Genomic DNA, 17,597 nt, shown 5'->3' on the forward strand with positions numbered 1-17,597 from the left:
GGTGCCAGACTCGCCGTATGCGAACACAGCCTTCGGCCGCGGCCCGCAGGGTCCTTGTCGTGGACGACGACCCGACCGTCACGGAAGTGGTGGCCGGCTATCTCGACCGCTCCGGTTTCGTCGTCGACCGCGCGGCCGACGGCGTCGACGCGTTGTCCAGGGCGCAGGCCGCGCCGCCCGACCTGGTCGTGCTGGATCTGATGCTGCCGGGGCTGGACGGCCTCCAGGTGTGCAGGCAGCTGCGCCGGCAGGGGCCGGTGCCCGTCGTCATGCTGACGGCACGAGGCGACGAGGAGGACCGCATCCTCGGCCTCGAGGTCGGGGCGGACGACTACGTCACCAAGCCGTTCTCCCCGCGCGAACTGGTACTGCGTATCGAGTCGGTGCTGCGCCGAGCGGGAGCACCGTCGCCGGAGGGCCAGTTGCTCACGGGTGGCGGCATCACCCTTGATCCGGCTGCCCGTTCGGTCTTCGACGCACGCGGGCCCCTGTCGCTGACGCTCCGTGAGTTCGACCTGCTCGCGCATTTCCTGCGCCATCCGGGACGGGCCTTCAGCCGGGAGCAGCTCATGGCAGACGTGTGGGGCTGGGACTTCGGCGACCTGTCGACAGTGACCGTGCACGTGCGGCGCCTGCGGCACAAGGTCGAGGCCGATCCCGCGCACCCCCGGCTGATCACGACGGTGTGGGGCGTCGGCTACCGCTTCGACGACGGCGGCGGGGCCGCCGCTGACGTTGGCGGGCGCCGGGACGCCGGCGGAGGGGGCGTCGGCGACGGCGGAGGCCGCGATGCGTGACCTGCTGCTGATCGCGCTCTACGCGGCGCTGGGAGCCGCGGGCGTCGGACTGGCCGGACTGCTCGCACTGCGCGCGCTGCGGCGCCGGTCGGTGGCCGTGTCGCTCGCCGTACTCACCGCCGTGGCCGTGGGTTCGGTGCTCGCCGGGACCTTGTCGGTGGCGTGGGCGATGTTTCTCAACAAGCACGACCTGGGCGTGATCACGACGGTGTGCGTGATGGCGGGCGTGACCGCGACGGCCACCGCCCTGCTGCTCGGCCGGTGGGTGATCGGAGGGCACCGTGCGCTGGAGCAGGCGGCGCGCGCGCTGGGCGAGGCGGGCGGAGCCGGAGACGGCGGAAGCACCGGCGGATTCGCCGCGGTCGGTGAATCCGGCCGGGCAACCTGGGCGGGCGCGCCGCCCGGTGGCGGGAGCGGCAGTCGGTCCGAGGCCGAGGGCACCACCGGGGCCGGGGAGGACGGGGCCGGTCCCGGCGTCGGCGGATTCGTGCAGCCCGCCACACCGATGCCGGCAGAACTCGCCTCGCTGTCCCGGCAGTTGGCGGACTCCAGCGCAAGGCTGGCACGCTCCCGCGAACGCGAGCGCGCCCTGGAGGCCTCACGGCGGGAACTGGTCGCGTGGATCTCGCACGACCTGCGGTCGCCCCTGGCCGGGCTGCGTGCGATGGCCGAGGCTCTGGAGGACGGAATCGCCGCGGACCCGGCCCGCTATCACCGGCAGATACGCGGGGAGGTCGAGAGGCTCTCCGGCATGGTCGGCGACCTCTTCGAACTCTCCCGCATCCAGGCCGGTTCGCTCACACTGTCGCCGACTCGCATCTCCGCGTACGACCTCGTCAGCGACGCCCTCGCCGGAGCCGACGCGCTCGCCGGTGAACTGGGGGTGCGGCTGGCCGCGGCCGGCGTCGAGCAGGTCCCGATGGAGGTGGACGGCAAGGAGATGTCCCGCGTGCTGGCCAACCTCCTCGTCAACGCCATCCGGCGCACTCCCGCCGACGGCACGGTTGCCGTGACCGCGAGACAGGTCGAGGACTCGGTGGTGCTGTCGGTCACCGACGGCTGCGGCGGGATCCCCCCGGAAGACCTTCCGCGTGTCTTCGACACCGGCTGGCGCGGCACCGACGCCCGTACGCCGCCGGGCGGCGCGGGCCTCGGGCTGGCCATCGTCCGCGGCATCGTCGAGGCCCACGAGGGGCGCGCCGCTGTACGCAATGTGCCGGGCGGCTGCCGCTTCGACGTCATGCTCCCGGCCGCTCGCTGACGTGCCCGGAGGGGACGCCGGCTCAGCCGGTCCCTCTGGCCCGGCAGTGACCGGAGAGGGCCCGCGACGGCAGGCGCGTCCCGTTAACCGCGGCGGCAGCTTGGCACGCCAGGGCGGGCCGTGGTGACAGGCCCGCCCTGGCGCGACAGACCCGCCGCATGTGAGAGGAGCAAGCGCGTCGCGGCGGCTGCCGTTCACGTCACGGGTGCCGCCGCCCTTGCAGGAGCCCGCGGGCTAGGGGCGAACGGGAGCGGCCAGTTCGTCCTTCGCGAACCGGGCCATTCCCTCCGCAAAGGGCACGCGCGCACTCCAGCCCAGCTCACGGCGGAAGCGTTCGGAGGACGCAGTGATGTGCCGTACGTCGCCCAGACGGTACTCCCCCGTCACCTCCGGCTTCGGCCCGCCGAACGCCTCTGCCAGGGCGTGGGCCATCTCCCCCACGGTGTGGGGCCGGCCGCTTCCGGTGTTGTACGCGCGCAGCCCCCCGCCCGGCAGGCCCTCGAGGGCCTCGAGCGCGACAACGTTCGCCGCCGCCACATCATCGACGTGGACGAAGTCGCGACGCTGCGCGCCGTCTTCGTACACCTGTGGGGCCTCGCCCCGTTCCAATGCCGAGCGGAAGAACGAGGCCACCCCCGCGTAGGGAGTGTCACGCGGCATCCCGTCTCCGTAGACGTTGTGGTAGCGCAGGCTGATGACACGGCCGCCGGTGGCACGTGCCCACGCGGCCGCCAGGTGCTCCTGCGCCAGCTTCGTCGTGGCGTACACGTTGCGCGGGTCTGCCGGCGCGTCCTCCTCGACGAGTTCGGGGTCGAGCGCGGCGCCGCACAGCGGGCAGGGAGGCTCGAACCGCCCGCTGTCCAGGTCCGCTACGGACCGGGGACCGGGCCGCACCACCCCGTGGACGGAGCAGCTGTACCTCCCCTCCCCGTACACCACCATCGACCCGGCCAGGGCCAGCCTGTGCACCCCGGCATCGGCCATCTGTTCAAGGAGCACGGCGGTACCGAGGTCGTTGGAGCTCACGTACGCGGATGCATCAGCGAAGCCCTTGCCCAGTCCCACCATCGCGGACTGGTGACACACCGCGTCGGCTCCTCTCAGAGCCTCCCTGACGGCCGCCGGGTCCCGTACGTCTGCTCGGATCCCGGCTGCCGCCGCCCTGTCGAAGACCACTGGCTCATGGCCCGCGGCCTCGAGCACGGTCACGATGTGGGACCCGATGAACCCTGAACCGCCTGTCACCAGTACGCGCATGGGACCACGCTACGGCGGCAAGATCCCTGACCGGCCGAACCGCGACGCATGTCAGCATTCCGTAAGGTCCGCTCAGACACCTACGCCGCTGAGGCGATCAACGCACATGCATCTTGTACGTCGAGGCGGCACTCTGTTCACCGCACCCGCCGGGCCCCTCAGCCACTCGGTCCCACCGACGAGTACCGTTCCACCTTGGGCCGCGCCTCTCCCTTCGAGGGGTTGGCGCATCGCCACGGCCCCCGGGCGCCGTGGCGACGGTGCGGGCTCTCCGGTGAGACCACCGCCGGAATCCGGACCCCATAGTCGACGGATGAAGCGCACCGGCTCACACGACCGCAGGCCCCCTCCCCTTCTCGTAGACGGTCAAACCGCGCGAGAGCCTCAGTGGAACGAGCACGAGTTCCACCGCGACGGCCTTCCACGCGTAGAGCAGGTTCACGATCTTGGCCGGATAGACACAGGGAATGTTCAACAGCACACGCCCCAGCGGGAGTTGGCGTCTTCGTGCCGCGTAGACCAGAGGCGGCAGCGTGAAGACCAGCTCCGCGCCCAGCCACCACAGCACGGTGGGCAGAGCAGGACGTCCCATGCCCAGCGTCAGAACGAACGGCGCACTCCACCAGAGGGGCGCGGTGAGGATCTCCAGTATGGCCAGCAGCACCCACACAGCGAGTATCGGTTTCCTGCGCAGCAACTGCCCGGTATGCAGGCGCACGTTCTGGCAGAAGCCCGCCATCCACCGCCACACCTGCTTGCGCAAGTAGAGTAGGGTCTCCGGGTCCGCCGCCCAGGCGACGGCGTCACCGACGTAGCGCGCACGACGTCCCGCGATCTGCTGTGACCAGGTGAAGTCCATGTCCTCCACGATCGTCCGCTCCGGGAAGCCGCCGAATTCCACCAGCGCCTCCCTGCGGAAGACGGAGCAGCAACCAGAGCACACCATGGGGCTGTTGGCGCGCTGCTGAATGGGCCGGTGCCAGTGGAAGCCGAAGAGATACTCCACGGAGCGGCCGCGTTCCCACACCGTCCGCGCGAACCGCGTCTGAACATTGCCCGCGGCGACGACGACGTCAGGCTCGTCGAACGCTGGAAGGATCCGCTCGATGTAGTCCCTCGCCAGCACCGTGTCGGCGTCGACCGCGAGCACCAGATCACCTGAGCAGTGCGGCAAGGCGTAGTTCTGCGCCCGGGCCTTGCTGCCGAGATTCTGCGGCGGGCGCAGCACGGAGACGCCGTAAGCGCGTGCCACGTCGCCGGTCCGGTCCCGGGAGGCGTCGTCCACCACGATGACCTGCTGCGGCGGTACCGACTGCCGCAGCACCGACTCCAAGGTCGCGGGCAGGCCCTCTTCCTCGTCGTGCGCCGGGATGATCACCGTGACGCTGCGGACCACGCGCTCACCCCCTGCGCCGTCGCGGGTGCGGCAGGGCTCGCCCGCCGGCACCGCCGCAGGGCCGCGCGCACTATGACGACGGCTCCGACCACTCCGTACACCAGCACGCTGACACCGATGAACGGCAGCCCCCCGTGCATGGGCTCCTCCTCTTCGCACATGTCCCGGCGCCTCTCGCCGAGCACGGAAGACAAGCTAGCCCGCGCTGACCACTCAAAGTTCTGAGCCGCTACTTTCTGTGTGCGACGGCCGACTTGTGGACAGCTCTCTCACCCCTGAGTGGGGTTGCCGCGAGCGTCGCGGCCGGCTGTCCGCCGCCCCTCCGCCCCCTCGGACCGCTCCGGGGAGTGCGCCAACTCCGGCGACGACGACTCCAGCGGCACCGACCACGACCTCACCAGGCCCAACTGGGCGGCCTGACGCGGCAGCAGCGCGTCCAGCAGCCAGTCGGCAGCCACACGCACGCGATTCCCGGGCAGCGCAGCCAAGTGATAGGCACGCGTCACCGCATTGGCCAGAGGGCCGGCCAGCGGCACCCCGAGCGGATTCGCGGCCGCCTGGACTCCGCCGAGATCCACCGTGAAGCCCAGGTCGTTGTGCTTGTAGGGGCGCCGCTTGCCGTATCCGAACGACGCCGCCACGTTGTCCGCCGCCGTCTTCCCCTGCCGAACGGCGTGCTGCCCGGTCATCGGCGTGTACTCACCCGGCCTCGTCAGGTCCGGCACCGCGGCGGCATCACCGCACGAGTACACCTCAGGATGGCCCGGCACCTGAAGGTACTCGTCGACGCACAACCGGCCCTCGTCCGAAGGCAGCCCCGTATCCTCCACCAGCGGGTCGGGCCGCACACCGACACACCAGATCAGTGACCGCGTCCTGACGAACTCCCCGTCGTCCAGGAGGACTCCCTCCTTCGTCGCCTCCTTCACCGACGTCCCCGTCCGGACCTCCACGCCCCGCTTGGTCAGCACACGGTGCGCCGTCTTCGACAGGCGCTCGTCGAGCCCCGGCAGCACACGGGGGGCGACGTCGAGGAGCATCCAGCGGGGCAGCCGGTCACCTCGCAGCCCGTTGCCGGCCTTGCGGTGCTGCTTGGCGAGCGAATCGGTGAAAAGCTTTCCGTGCGCGGCGACTTCCGTCCCCGTGTAGCCCGCGCCGACGACAACGAAGGTGCAGCGGGCGTCGCTTTCAGCGGGGTCCTCCTCCGAAGTCGCCATCTCGATCTGCCGCGTGATGTGATCGCGCAGATACAGCGCCTCAGGTATGCCCCGGAAGCCATGGGCGTACTCGGCGACCCCTGGAATGGGCAGCAGCTTGTTCACACTGCCCACGGTCAGCACGAGCCGGTCGTAGCCCAGCTCGCCTCCGTTGCCCTCCGGGTCCACGTACGTGATCTTCCGCGACTCCAGGTCGACCCCGTCCACCTCGCCGAGCACGAGCCGCACCCCGCGCAGGGTGCCCGCCAGCGACACCGACACCCGGCGGGGCTCCAGTACGCCCGCGGAGACCTGCGGAAGCATGGGCAGGTAGAGGAAGTAGTCGTTCGGGTTGACGAGAACGATCTCCGCATCCCCGCGGAACTTGCGCGAGAGCCGCCTCGCTGCCTCATATCCGGCGAATCCAGCTCCGACGATGACAATGCGGGACCGGCTCACTGGTGGCACTCCAGACCTCGGGTAGCGTCGCGGACGCTGCCGCAGTTCCCAAGGCCCTCCCGCCCAAACCCGGACCACTCGCCCTGCACGGCCCGATACGGGTGCGCGGGCACCTCCGCACGTCATGTATTGTTCTTCGTGCGCGAGCGGCGCGGGCAACAACCCCGAGCCGAACGGGCACCGGGACGTGGCGCAGTTTGGTAGCGCACTTGACTGGGGGTCAAGGGGTCGTGGGTTCAAATCCCGCCGTCCCGACAGAAAAACCGCAGGTGAGGGGCTGTTTCCCTAAAGGGATGCAGCCCCTTGACGTGTCTGCGTGACTAACTGCGTGACTGCGCCAAGCAGTGCGTCTCTTGCCACCCCGCCGACACAACGCGACTGAGCGGCTACCTGACTGGGCGTTCGCGACAACTCCCTCAGACAGCACCCAGGTAGGAGTTCGAACCCACCTCACCTCTGGAGGATTGATGACGTGGCGAGACCTTCTCGCTTTCGCCTCTCCGGGCGTCGCTCTCGCCTCAGTCTTCTTCGTACGGCGTTCCGCCAATGCCGCCCGTAAGGCATTGAACCTGACACTCAAGACAAGTCAGGTCGCCTACGAGTCCGCCAAGGCTGAGAGGACACCACCCCTAGACCTCTTCCTGACGGAGATCCAGTATCGCCCCGCCACAGCTCGCCCTTTGGATGGCCTTCTAGGGGCGGAGGCAAGGCGCTGTGCACGACAAGAGGACGCTGACGACCTCGAAGTGGTCATACGCGGCCGCCTCGTTAACAATCTCCCTAGAGAGCTCTTGTTGAGCTGTCGAGATCACCCGAAGTCAGGCAGAACCACGCACTACACGCACCGAAATCAATCTGTCTTCACCATTGATGGGGCAGAGGCAGAGCTAGGCGAGGCTGTCTTGGGTCCTTCAAAGGAGGCATCTTTCGAATGGATCGACCGGAGGCCAAAAAGTGACTGGATAAATATCCACAATTTGTTTACGCGCAACCAATTCGCCTATCCCGAATTTCGCATTCCTCAGTTGACTTGGAGCGAGAAGCTCCGCGCGCTCGCGCGCCGAGAACAGCTGGCATGGGCACGTGTAAGCAAAGTCAAGCGCTCTGGGTTCCGTGTAATCTGTGAGACTCGCTCCCTGCAGCGCGTTGCGGCTATATGGGAGGCCGAGGTTGTGCAACCACCGATTGAATCGGGGGGCCGTGACCCGAACGGCCGGATAACCTTCCAGGAGCGAAGTGGAAAGATCCACTGCCCGCTTGATGATCGCATAGTTCACTACCGATTGGAATTCGACACCACCCTGGCGCAGATAAACCCGCCAAAGCTTCTTCGACTCCAGGGTCGTAGCTCCACGGTTGGTTATCCTCCGGTGGGAAAAGGGTCATGGAGACGCTGAGTATTCTTCCTACCCCAGCATCCCGCCCGTCCGAAACGTTCGGTGGACGCAGCAAAAGAGGCTGGGGCGCGGCGCTTTCATCAGCAGGCAAGGCCCGCCCGTCATGCTTTGAATGGGCGGCTGCAGAGGCCAGGCTACATTCAGGACTGGCTAAGTCAGCAGAGTCCTGTATCGCTCGCGGACTTTGATGTCTCCGATGGCGAGGAGTTCCGTCTGCATTCCGCGACGGACGGATTCTTTCCAGAGCGGCCGAATGCTCGCAACGATCGGAGGCGCACTCGCGCCGGCAACCGCCCCGAAGATGACCAACGCAGTCGTGCCCGACGCTGCGGCCAGTCCCGCGACAGCGAGGACGGTGACCGACGTGAGCAAAGTAGGGGGATACGGGGTCCGTAGCGATCCACGAGGAACCCCCGGACCGGGGCCGTCAACGTCCCACCGATACCCCAGACTCCAGCAGCCAGCCCCGCGTCCATGAACGAACCGACTCGCCGTGAGCCAGCAACACCGTTGCCAGGGGGAAGGCGGCAAAGCCGAACTTTCCCGTGCCGGTGGCAGTGGCAAGTCTGCGAGCTGCCGGGCTCCGCGTGACGTCGGCATAGGTGCTCACCTCTACACGTTCGCATCACGTTTGACCCGGCGGAAGCCACCAGCCCACGCCGTCGATCAACCTGGCTACTCAACATGGCGCACGCTGCCCACCATTCGCATGCACCTCACCGGTTTCACTTGACGTGATCGTCTGCTGACTGACTGTCAGTGCCAGCTGCTTTCATGGGCAGTTCGGTGACCGACCATGGAGGAGAGGCAGCCATGCCATACATCGAGCCCTATGTGAGGGCAGACGGGACCCACGTTCGCGGGCACTATCGATGGGCAGCGGGAGCGCGCCACGAGATGGCGTTACTGGCCGTGGCGGCGATGACGATCGTCGGCATAGGCAACGGCACCACCAACACGGCAACTGGAAGCCAGCAATCGCCGCGGCCCCAGAAGACAGCGACCTATCCGATCAGGTTCAGCGACAGTGGCCGGTCAGTGAAGCCGCAGCCTCAGAAGCCGGTGACCTACCCGATCCGCTTCCCAGAAGTAGAACGGAAGCCCGCCCCGCGAGCCTCCGTGTCATACCCGATCCACTTCATGACCAACGGCAGCGATCGATGAGCCGCCGACCGCCGCAACGGCGCCACCCGCGGCGTAAGAGCAGGCGGCAACAGAGCGCCGAGGCACAGGTGATCGCCTTTGGCGTGGCGGCTGTCGCGGCCATCACGCTGTTCGTCGCGGTGGTCAACTGGATCCGTGAGCACCCCTGGATACTCCTGGTGGCCGTCGTCGCCAGCGCGGCCCTGCTGGGCGGCTGGCATCACCAGCGGCAGCAGAAGGCGCAGTGGGAGCAGGTCCGAGCCCGCAGCCTCCGGTACGCCATCAGCCAGCTGGACTCACTGCATCACCGGGAGTTCGAGCACGCCATACGAGACCTGATGAAACGGGACGGCTGCACCGACGCAGTGCAGGTCGGTGGCGCGGGCGACAACGGCGCAGACGTGAAGGCCACCGACCCCTTCGGGCGCCGCTGGGTGATTCAGGCCAAGCATCGTCGCAAGGGCATGGCTGGCTCCCCGGTCGGAACCCCGGACCTGCACGTTCTGAATGGCACCGCGCGCCAACTCCACGGCGCAGACGTCGTAGTCCTGGTCACGAACGGCGGCTTCACCTCCGGCTGCCCCCCACTGGCCAAGTCGCAACGGCTGCACCTAGTCGACCGCCGCTTGCTTGGCGAGTGGGCTGCGAGCGGACAACCGCTGTGGGACATTCTGCGGGCGGTGCCGCCTCCGGGTAGGTCAACCACATTGCACTAGTGCCACGGTGTTGGGGGACTGATGCACGTATAGGTGACAGTGTCACCGGCCCCTGCATCAGTCCCGATCTCGACATCGACAGCTCACCGACAGTTCGTAAGCTGGTCGCGCGCCGGGATGGGGCGCCTGCACGCAGCGCTTTCGCACCGGCTCGACGACGCCAGCCCTGATCGACGTGAGCCTCGTCGTGCTCGACTCCGCCGACGTGACGGCGAAAGGCCCGACCGGGCAAGCGGACGCGCGATCCGCTCTGGTCGACGCGGATTCCGAAGCGCTCGGCGATGTCGGCAAGGCCTGCGGCGCGTTCGCGTACTTGAGCCGCGACCAAGAGCCGAGGACGCTCGTCGCTCTTCGTGAACGACCGTCAGGGACCATTCGAGCGGAGGGCTCAATGACATGGGGTCGCTGTGGACTTCACGAACCGAGCTGGCCGGCAAGCATCAGAAGCCACAGCATGCGGGGACCATTTGAGGACCACACGCTGTGTGCGTGGCCGGACAACCCCGGCTCGCTTGAACGATACGACGAGCGCCGTGGGCGCTCCGAACCGCGTTAACGACTACCGCGATCTGCTCGTCGTTCATCCGCCCTGTCCTTCCGGTGGACGCCGCGTTACCGGTCACTGTCGCATTCCAGGTCCGGCCGCAGCACGGCCGGGCCCTCTTGCATGATCCGGTCGCCGACCTCGGTGGGCAGGCCCGCGTCGGTCACCACGGTGTCGAGCCGGTCGAGGGCTGTGACCCTGAACCGCTCGACGGTGCCCCACTTCGTGCTGTCGGCGAGCAGCGCGACAGAGGAGGCGGCCTCCATCACCGTCTGCTTGAGCAGCACCTTCTCGGTGGAGTGGCTGGTGACACCGTGGGTCAGGTCCCAGGAGCCGGCGCTGAGGAAGCAGAGGTCGATGTTCAGCGTGCCGATCGTCCGGGCGGCGAGCGGTCCACTGCTCGACCCGCTCGCCGCGTCCACCTCACCACCGGTGTGGACGGCGTGCACGGACGGCAGGTCGCACAACGCCAGCGCTGCATGGAAGTCGTTGGTGACGACGGTGAGGTCCTGGCCGGCGGCAAGGAACGGCACCACCGACTGACAGGTCGTCCCCGCGTCGAGGAAGATGACCATGCCGTCCTCGACGAGCCCCGCGGCGGTCTCGGCGATGGCGCGCTTGCGGGTCATTTCCAGCGCCGCCCGCGACGCGCGCTCGCGGGGCGGTGCGTGGCCGGTCCTGTCCGCGAGACGGACCCCACCCTGCACCGAGACCACCCGGCCGTTCTTCTCCAGTGCCGCGATGTCCCGGCGCACTGTCATATGGGAGACGTTCAGCGCAGTGGTCAGGTGGCGGATGCTGAGTACTCCGCTGCTCTGCAGCAGGCGCAACAGTTCCTGATGGCGTTGCTCGGGGATCAGGGGTGCCCGGTCGGCACTGCTCACTGCGTCTCGTCTCCTCGAAGCCTCAGTACGGATCGGCACCAGCCTAGCTTCGCGTTACGCGGGGCGTGACAAAATGTGAATCCGTGTTCTACGGTGTGCCGCCATGGTGACAAAGTTTAACGCTCTGGAAACGATCAGCAGCACGGGCGCCCTGCTGATCGTCCGCCTGGACAGCGCCGAAGAGGCCCTGGCCGTCTCGGAAGCAGCGATCGAAGGCGGTATCCGGGCGCTGGAAATCACCCTCTCGGTGCCGGGCGCGCTGGGCGTGATCTCGACGCTCACCGAGCGCTACGGCGACGACGGGGTCGTCGTCGGCGCCGGCACGGTGCTGGACGAGCAGACGGCCAACGCCTGTGTCTCGGCGGGGGCGCGGCTGCTGGTCAGTCCCAACCTCAACCCGGCGATGCTCGTGACGGCCAATCGCTACCAGGCCGTCACCGTCAGCGGGGCCTTCTCTCCGTCGGAGATCGTCGACACGTTGCAGGCGGGCGCCGACATCGTGAAGCTCTTCCCGGCCGAGTTCGTCGGGCCTGAGTACGTCCGCACGGTCCGCGCCCCGCTCCCGCAGGCGCCACTGATGCCCACTGGGGGCGTCACCCCCGACAACGTCAAGGAATGGTTCGACGCCGGCGTCGTCGCCGTCGGAGTCGGCAGCTTCGTGACGAAGGCCGCTCGGACCGACGGCGACTACGCCCGTGTCACCGAGGCCGCCGCCACCACCCTGCGCGCAATCGAAGGCGCGCGGGCCTGACAACCCCGCCGCTACACCCCTCCGCTCACCCCTCCCCTCCCCAACCCGCACGCTGGTCATCTCAAGGAGCTCCCCATGGCCCAGCAGGCCCTCACGTCCCCATCACTCGACGCAAGCGGCATCGATCCGTGGAAGTCGATCCGCATCCGCTGGGTCCTGGTGGCCCTCCTGGTGATCGGCGGTGTGGTCAACTACCTCGACCGCGCCACCCTGAGCATCGCCAACACGACCATCGCCGACGAGTTCGGCCTGAGCGCCACCGAGATGGGGCTGCTGCTCGCGGCCTTCTCCTGGCCCTACGCCATCGCCAACCTCCCGGCCGGCTACCTCGTCGACCGCTTCGGCCCCAAGCGTATGTACGCCTGGGCGGCCGGCCTCTGGTCGCTGATGACGATGGTCACGGCGGCCGCGCACAACTTCGGCCTGCTCTACGCGGGCCGGGTAGCCCTCGGTGTCACCGAGTCCCCGTTCTTCACCGCCAGTCTCAAGGTCAATGAGCGGTGGTTCGCCAAGAACGAGCGCGCCCTGCCGGTCTCGATCGTCAACACTGGGTCACAGATAGCCAACGCCATCGCCCCGCCGCTGCTCACCGTCCTGATGCTGGCGTTCGGGTGGCGCGGCATGTTCCTCACCGTGGGCGCGCTCGGCATCATCGTCATGCTGGTGTGGCTGCGCATCTACCGGGATCCCACCCTGCGCGAGCAGGCGCTGATCAAGGGTGAGGAGGCGGCGCAGGCGACAGCGGAGGCCCGCGCCGACTCCTATGAGAAGAAGGCTGGTTGGGGAACGCTGTTCCGGCAGCCCAACACCTGGTTCATGATGCTCGGTGCTTTCGGCATCTTCTACACGGTGTGGGTCTACCTGACCTGGCTGCCCAGCTACCTGGAGACCTCTCGCGGTTTCAGCCTCTCTGAGACCGGCTGGCTGTCCTCCCTGCCCTACCTCTGCGGCATCGTCGGCGTCCTCTTCGGCGGTCTCCTGTCCGGCCGTCTGATCCGACGGGGTTTCTCCGCGGTCGCCTCCCGCAAGGTGCCCATCGTCGGGGGCGCGGTGCTGGCGGCTGCGGCGGTGATTCCCGTCGCATACATCGAGAGCACCCCGCTCGCCATCGCCCTGCTGTCCGTCGGCTATTTCGCCGCGCAGGTGCCGACGGGCTGCCTGTGGACCCTCGCGTCGGACATCGCGGAGCCGCACCAGGTGGCTTCACTGGGCGCCATCCAGAACTTCGGCGGATTCCTCGGCGCCGCGCTGGCACCGATGGTCACCGGCGCCATCCTCGACGCCACTGGCAACAGCTACACCCTGGTCTTCCTGGTCGGCGGCGCATTGCTGCTCGTCGGTGCCGTCTCCTACCAGTTCTTCGTCAAGGAGCGCCGGGCATGAGCGCTCTCCGTGCCTTCTTCGTGATCGGGCCGGCCGGGTCCGGGAAGACCAGCGTGTCCCGGCTGCTCGCCGAGTTGTCCGGCGCTGCCTACCTCGACAAGGACACCGCCTGCACGAGGCTCACCGAAGCACTGCTCGACCTCGCCGGCACGGACCCGGCCCAACGCGACCTCAATCCGTACTACCAGTCCAGGGTGATGGACCTCGAGTACCTCACGCTCCTGGACCTGGCCAGGGACAATCAGACGGTGGGCCGGCCGGTCGTCCTGGACGCTCCGTTCGGCCGCTACTTCTCCAGGCCCGGGTACCTGGAGGAGGTGGCCGAACGGCACTCCTGGCCACGTCACGTCGAGCCCGTGATCGTGCAGGTCCACGTGGACTCGGAGACGGCCCGCGAGCGGGTCCGTGCCCGCGGCTACGCCCGGGACCTGTCCAAACTCGCCGACTGGGACACCTTCTGGAAGAAGGCGCAGGAGAACAAGTGCCTCTGGACGGGCGGCCGTCGGCTGGTGTTCGACAACCGGGCCGAGGGCGTGGCGGCGGACGCGGTGGCCCGCGCCCTGGACAGCCTGACCTGACGAGGGGCGTATGGCCATACGGATCGGGGCCGGTGCCCGACGGCCCGGCCCTGCTTGCCGGCACCCCGCCCTGTCCCCCGGCAGGAAGTCACGGGGGACGCCGGCTCCGCTGAGGGAGGCCGGGGTCTGCGGTAGTGACACAGCGGGACAAGTACGAGAAGAGAGTCGCGGCTCTGGTCGTCACATGAAGCTCTCGATCTCCCAACGGTGCCTGCGTAGTTGGTCTCCAAAGCTCTGCGCGGGACAGGCATCGCGAGCCGTGCGCCGCGTGGCCGTCGGCGCGGGCCGGTCGGCAGGCACCGATCGCCCCTGCGCTGACTGGTCGGTGCTCCGTGGAAGCGCCGGAGGGCGACAGCCGTCCGCGACGGCTCTCGGCAGGCGAAGAGAGAATCCGCATCCGTCATGTCGACGGCCCTTCAGGGGAACTTGAACCTGGGCTGGTCATCCCTTGTCCAGGCGGAGCCCGAACCCCGATCGTGCCGGAACGTGCGGGGGACCACGGGGTCTTGGGGCTGCAAGCGACGACACTCCGCGGAAGCGATGCGCTCCAGAGGGCCGCGGAAGGGGCCGAGCAGAGCGCTTCAAGGTGGCCGAGGCCGTACGGGCGGTCCGCTCGGGTATCGAGCTTGGGACCGTGCCGGCGTCCGCTTCTTCTCAGGGTGCGGGTGGCGGGCCTGTGGAGGCGCGGACCATCAGTTCGGTCGCTGCCATCACTTCCTCCGGATCACGGGTGGTCGGGCGCGGGGGCGACTGCCCGCTCCCTTGAACGCATGCTCTCACCCGCCCGGATCGAGCGGCGGCGCGAAATTTGTTGTGCACGGCCCTTGTCCTGGCGAGTTGCGGTGTTTAGTGTCCGCGCTTAGTAAGCGCTTTCCATCGCCACTGAAGGAGTATACCTTCGTGTCCGCAGCACTCCCACGCGTCCGAGCCGCCGTCGTCGGCACAGGCGCCATCGTCAGCGGCAGTCATCTGCCCGCACTGAGGGACCGCGCCGGCGACGTCGAGTTGGTCGCCGCCGTCGACGTGGATCAGGGGCGGCTCGACGCCTTCCTCCAGGAGGCGGGTGAGAACGTCGCGGGGTATACCGGACTCGAAGCGATGCTGTCGGAACAACTGCCTGACCTGGTATTCATCGGCACACCTCCCGCTTTCCACCGCAAGCAGACGATCGCCGCGCTGCGCTCCGGTGCATGGGTGCTGTGCGAGAAACCGCTGTGCCTTTCGCTCGCCGAGTACGACGAGATCGCCTCGGCGGAGCAGGATGGCGGACCGTACGCCGCGGTCGTCTTCCAGCACCGCTACGGCTCCGGAGCAGTCCACGCCCGCAAGCTGCTCACGTCCGGCGAACTCGGCGCCCCGCGCGTCGCACACTGCCAGACAACATGGTATCGAGATAGCGCTTACTATGCCGTCCACTGGCGCGGCCGCTGGTCCACGGAGGGTGGAGGCCCGGCCATGGGCCATGGAATCCACCAGATGGATCTGCTGCTGCATCTGCTCGGCGACTGGACCGAGATACGGGCGATGGCCGGACGTCTGGTGCACGACGTGGAGAGCGAGGACGTGTCCACCGCCCTGGTGCGCTTCGCCAACGGGGCGATGGCCACCGTCGTCAACAGCGTGCTCTCACCCGACGAGGTCAGCCGCATCCGCATCGACTGCTCGGATGCGACCGTCGAACTCACCCACCTCTACGGGCACTCCAATGACGACTGGGTCTACACCCCGGCCCCGCACGTCGCCACCGAGGCTGCCCGCACCCTGGCCTGGCGCACTCCCGCCGCCGACCTTCCCAGCTCGCACGCCGCCCAGCTCGGCGGCCTCCTCGAGGCGATGCGCGCCGGGACGCGCCCGCCCGGCGGTGGTCAAGATGCCCGCCGGACCCTGGAGTTCGTCACCGCCCTCTACAAGGCGGCCTTCACCGGACTGCCGGTGCGCGCAGGCGAGATCGTGCCCGGCGACCCGTACTACACGGCGCTGCACGGCAACCACCCCGACTGGGCCCCGCCGGCCACGGCGAAGACCAAGGAGAAGACGACATGAGTGCGCCGGTCACCGTCACCCACACCCACGGCGAGCGGATCTCGGTCGCCCACGACGGCATCGAGCTGATGTCGTACGTATACCGGCCCGATCCGGAGGCCTACGAGGCCCGCAAGCCGTACGCCCACCCCCTGCGCACCCTGTCCGGCAGCCCGGTATCCGGCTACCGCCCCCACGACCACCGCTGGCACAAGGGCCTGCAGATGACCGCGAGCCATCTGTCCGGCCAGAACTTCTGGGGCGGTCACTCCTACGTCCACGGCGAGGGCTATGTGCCGATCCACGAATGGATCGGCCGGATGCGGCACGACGGCTTCGATGCCTTCGAGGTGACGGACGAGCGGCTGAGCTTCACCGAGCGGCTGACGTGGATCGAGAACGCCGGTGAGGAATGGGCCCGGGAGCTGCGCACCGTCACTGTGCACTCCGTCGAGCCGGACGAGGACGCATGGGCGCTGGACTGGTCCATTCAGCTCACCAACACCCGCTCGGCACCACTGCAGTTCGGCTCCCCCGCCACCGCCGGCCGGGAGCTGGCCGGCTACACCGGGCTGCACTGGCGCGGGCCCCGCGACTTCACCGGTGGCGCCGTCCTCGGTCCGGACGGCCGCGGCGGCGACGGGGAGGACGGCGCCGCCGACATGATGGGCGAGCAGGCACCGTGGCTGGCCTTCACCGGAGAGCACGACGCGACGGACGCCCACAGCACGCTGATCTTCTCGCATGCGCCGGAGAACGCGGACGCGATCCACACCTCCCACTGGTTCGTCCGGTCCGAGCCCATCCCGACCGTCGCCTTCTCCTGGGCCTTCTTCGAGGAGTTCGGGCTACCGCCGGGAGAGAGCTTCTCCTACCGCTACCGGGTGGTCTTCGCGGACGGCGCCTGGGACCGCGACCGGATCGCCTCCTACCTCAAGTCCCACGGGTGGTGAACGCCATGACGGAGGAGCTGCTGCCCCTGCCGCTGCCCGGTGCGGTCGGCCTGTCGCACATCAGCGCCTACGAGTGGGAGGCGGCGGACGGGGTGTGCGGCGGCAGCCCGCACGCGCATCTGGTCTGCACGGAGGCGTACGTCGTCACCGCGGGCCGCGGCGCCGTCCAGACGCTGACCCCGGACGGCTACCGGGAGACGGAGCTGGAGCCGGGCGCGGTGGTCTGGTTCACGCCCGGCACGGTGCACCGCATGGTGCAGCGCGACGGTCTGCGGGTGACGGTGCTGATGCAGAACAGCGGCCTGCCGGAGGCGGGCGACGCGGTCTTCACCTTCCCCCCTGAGGTACTGGCCGACCCCGAGCGGTACGCGGCCGCCGCAGGACTTCCGCGCGCCGACGGGACGCGGGCCGGCCCCGCACCGGCGGCCTCGCCGCAGCCCGGCAGGCGCGACTCGACGGAGGCGGGGGCGGAGCCCGCGCACGCCGCGAGGCGGCGCCGCGACCTCGCCGTCGAGGGTTATCTCACGCTGCGGGAGGCCCTCAAGGAGGGTGACACGGGCCCTCTTCTCGACTTCTACAGCGCGGCGGCCCGGCTCGTCGCTCCCAAGCTCCCCCGCTGGGAGACGCTTTGGCGGGCCGGTGCGCTGGCCACCGCTCAGCGCACCGGCGCCCAGATGGAAGCACTCACCGCAGGCGACCCCGCGCACCTCGCCCGGGCCCGGGTCGGGAGCGCAAACCCGACCCGGCGCGGCGGCTACGGCATGTGCGGGCGCCGCGACGAGTACGAACTGCCCGGCACCACCCTGCCGTACTACGGCGAGTGACCTGTATCCGAACTCTTCATCCGGCCGTCGGGGCTT

The 17,597-nt window shown here is 68.7% G+C and carries 14 protein-coding genes, 1 tRNA gene and 1 pseudogene; 12 read left to right on the plus strand and 4 right to left on the minus strand.

Annotated features, from left to right (window positions below; translation table 11 throughout):
* Window positions 1-17 precede the first annotated feature (17 nt).
* Window positions 18-797, plus strand: coding sequence for a response regulator transcription factor (locus tag EV375_RS24670; protein WP_130302165.1), 780 nt, complete (start codon window positions 18-20; stop codon window positions 795-797).
* Window positions 790-2,058 carry a sensor histidine kinase gene (locus EV375_RS29935; RefSeq protein WP_486588788.1) on the plus strand — a complete coding sequence of 423 codons (1,269 nt, stop codon included), beginning with the start codon at window positions 790-792 and terminating at the stop codon, window positions 2,056-2,058. Before EV375_RS24670 ends, EV375_RS29935 begins: the two co-directional genes overlap by 8 nt.
* Before the next feature lie 234 nt (window positions 2,059-2,292).
* Here the strand turns inward: EV375_RS29935 and EV375_RS24680 are convergent, their stop codons facing one another.
* From EV375_RS24680 to EV375_RS24690, 3 genes are all read right to left on the minus strand, one after another.
* Entirely contained in the window at window positions 2,293-3,315 is a 1,023-nt protein-coding gene (locus EV375_RS24680) for an NAD-dependent epimerase/dehydratase family protein (protein WP_130302166.1), read from the minus strand.
* 328 nt (window positions 3,316-3,643) lie between these two features.
* Window positions 3,644-4,711: a glycosyltransferase family 2 protein gene (locus EV375_RS24685; protein ID WP_130302167.1), complete on the minus strand. Its 1,068-nt coding sequence runs from the start codon at window positions 4,709-4,711 to the stop codon at window positions 3,644-3,646.
* A 269-nt stretch (window positions 4,712-4,980) separates the two neighbouring features.
* On the minus strand, window positions 4,981-6,366 hold the full coding sequence (locus EV375_RS24690; protein WP_165434841.1) for an NAD(P)/FAD-dependent oxidoreductase: 1,386 nt from the start codon (window positions 6,364-6,366) through the stop codon (window positions 4,981-4,983).
* 181 nt (window positions 6,367-6,547) lie between these two features.
* On the opposite strand from EV375_RS24690, the gene EV375_RS24695 reads away from it, so the two are divergent.
* From EV375_RS24695 to EV375_RS29940, 4 genes and pseudogenes are all read left to right on the plus strand, one after another.
* A tRNA-Pro gene (locus EV375_RS24695) sits at window positions 6,548-6,621 on the plus strand.
* Between the two features lie 1,955 nt (window positions 6,622-8,576).
* A complete protein-coding gene (locus tag EV375_RS24700) occupies window positions 8,577-8,927 on the plus strand; it encodes a hypothetical protein (RefSeq protein ID WP_130302169.1) in 351 nt (116 codons plus the stop codon).
* A complete protein-coding gene (locus tag EV375_RS24705) occupies window positions 8,924-9,622 on the plus strand; it encodes a restriction endonuclease (protein WP_130302170.1) in 699 nt (232 codons plus the stop codon). The genes EV375_RS24700 and EV375_RS24705 overlap by 4 nt, the downstream gene beginning before the upstream one ends.
* 51 nt (window positions 9,623-9,673) lie before the next feature.
* Window positions 9,674-9,839 (plus strand): annotated as a pseudogene (locus tag EV375_RS29940) (IS5/IS1182 family transposase); the annotation flags it as partial.
* Between the two features lie 395 nt (window positions 9,840-10,234).
* On the opposite strand, the gene EV375_RS24710 reads toward EV375_RS29940, so the two are convergent.
* The gene (locus tag EV375_RS24710) at window positions 10,235-11,050 is read right to left on the minus strand and encodes a DeoR/GlpR family DNA-binding transcription regulator (RefSeq protein WP_130302171.1); all 816 of its coding nucleotides are present in this window, start codon (window positions 11,048-11,050) and stop codon (window positions 10,235-10,237) included.
* Between the two features lie 103 nt (window positions 11,051-11,153).
* Here EV375_RS24710 and EV375_RS24715 point away from each other — a divergent pair, with 103 nt between their 5' ends.
* The 6 genes from EV375_RS24715 to EV375_RS24740 all read left to right on the plus strand — a co-directional run bounded on the left by EV375_RS24715 (window position 11,154) and on the right by EV375_RS24740 (window position 17,561).
* A complete protein-coding gene (locus tag EV375_RS24715; RefSeq protein WP_130302172.1) occupies window positions 11,154-11,801 on the plus strand; it encodes a bifunctional 4-hydroxy-2-oxoglutarate aldolase/2-dehydro-3-deoxy-phosphogluconate aldolase in 648 nt (215 codons plus the stop codon).
* Window positions 11,802-11,876: 75 nt separating this feature from the next.
* Window positions 11,877-13,184 (plus strand): MFS transporter, encoded by a 1,308-nt coding sequence (locus EV375_RS24720; protein WP_130302173.1) that lies wholly within the window; start codon window positions 11,877-11,879, stop codon window positions 13,182-13,184.
* The gene (locus EV375_RS24725; RefSeq protein WP_130302174.1) at window positions 13,181-13,762 is read left to right on the plus strand and encodes an ATP-binding protein; all 582 of its coding nucleotides are present in this window, start codon (window positions 13,181-13,183) and stop codon (window positions 13,760-13,762) included. Before EV375_RS24720 ends, EV375_RS24725 begins: the two co-directional genes overlap by 4 nt.
* 900 nt (window positions 13,763-14,662) lie before the next feature.
* Window positions 14,663-15,805 carry a Gfo/Idh/MocA family protein gene (locus EV375_RS24730; RefSeq protein WP_130302175.1) on the plus strand — a complete coding sequence of 381 codons (1,143 nt, stop codon included), beginning with the start codon at window positions 14,663-14,665 and terminating at the stop codon, window positions 15,803-15,805.
* Window positions 15,802-16,737 (plus strand): DUF6807 domain-containing protein, encoded by a 936-nt coding sequence (locus EV375_RS24735; protein ID WP_130302176.1) that lies wholly within the window; start codon window positions 15,802-15,804, stop codon window positions 16,735-16,737. The genes EV375_RS24730 and EV375_RS24735 overlap by 4 nt, the downstream gene beginning before the upstream one ends.
* A gap of 5 nt (window positions 16,738-16,742) precedes the next feature.
* On the plus strand, window positions 16,743-17,561 hold the full coding sequence (locus EV375_RS24740; protein WP_130302177.1) for a cupin domain-containing protein: 819 nt from the start codon (window positions 16,743-16,745) through the stop codon (window positions 17,559-17,561).
* Window positions 17,562-17,597: the final 36 nt, after the last annotated feature.

It is taken from the genome of Streptomyces sp. CNZ301 (genome assembly GCF_004217425.1).

Coding starts and splice junctions, on each gene's coding strand:
- EV375_RS29935 (WP_486588788.1), top strand. CDS start 790: ATGCGTGACCTGCTGCTGATCGCGCTCTACGCGGCGCTGGGAGCCGCG.
- EV375_RS24705 (WP_130302170.1), top strand. CDS start 8,924: ATGAGCCGCCGACCGCCGCAACGGCGCCACCCGCGGCGTAAGAGCAGG.
- EV375_RS24740 (WP_130302177.1), top strand. CDS start 16,743: ATGACGGAGGAGCTGCTGCCCCTGCCGCTGCCCGGTGCGGTCGGCCTG.
- EV375_RS24700 (WP_130302169.1), top strand. CDS start 8,577: ATGCCATACATCGAGCCCTATGTGAGGGCAGACGGGACCCACGTTCGC.
- EV375_RS24725 (WP_130302174.1), top strand. CDS start 13,181: ATGAGCGCTCTCCGTGCCTTCTTCGTGATCGGGCCGGCCGGGTCCGGG.
- EV375_RS24670 (WP_130302165.1), top strand. CDS start 18: ATGCGAACACAGCCTTCGGCCGCGGCCCGCAGGGTCCTTGTCGTGGAC.
- EV375_RS24720 (WP_130302173.1), top strand. CDS start 11,877: ATGGCCCAGCAGGCCCTCACGTCCCCATCACTCGACGCAAGCGGCATC.
- EV375_RS24735 (WP_130302176.1), top strand. CDS start 15,802: ATGAGTGCGCCGGTCACCGTCACCCACACCCACGGCGAGCGGATCTCG.
- EV375_RS24680 (WP_130302166.1), bottom strand. CDS start 3,315: ATGCGCGTACTGGTGACAGGCGGTTCAGGGTTCATCGGGTCCCACATC.
- EV375_RS24715 (WP_130302172.1), top strand. CDS start 11,154: ATGGTGACAAAGTTTAACGCTCTGGAAACGATCAGCAGCACGGGCGCC.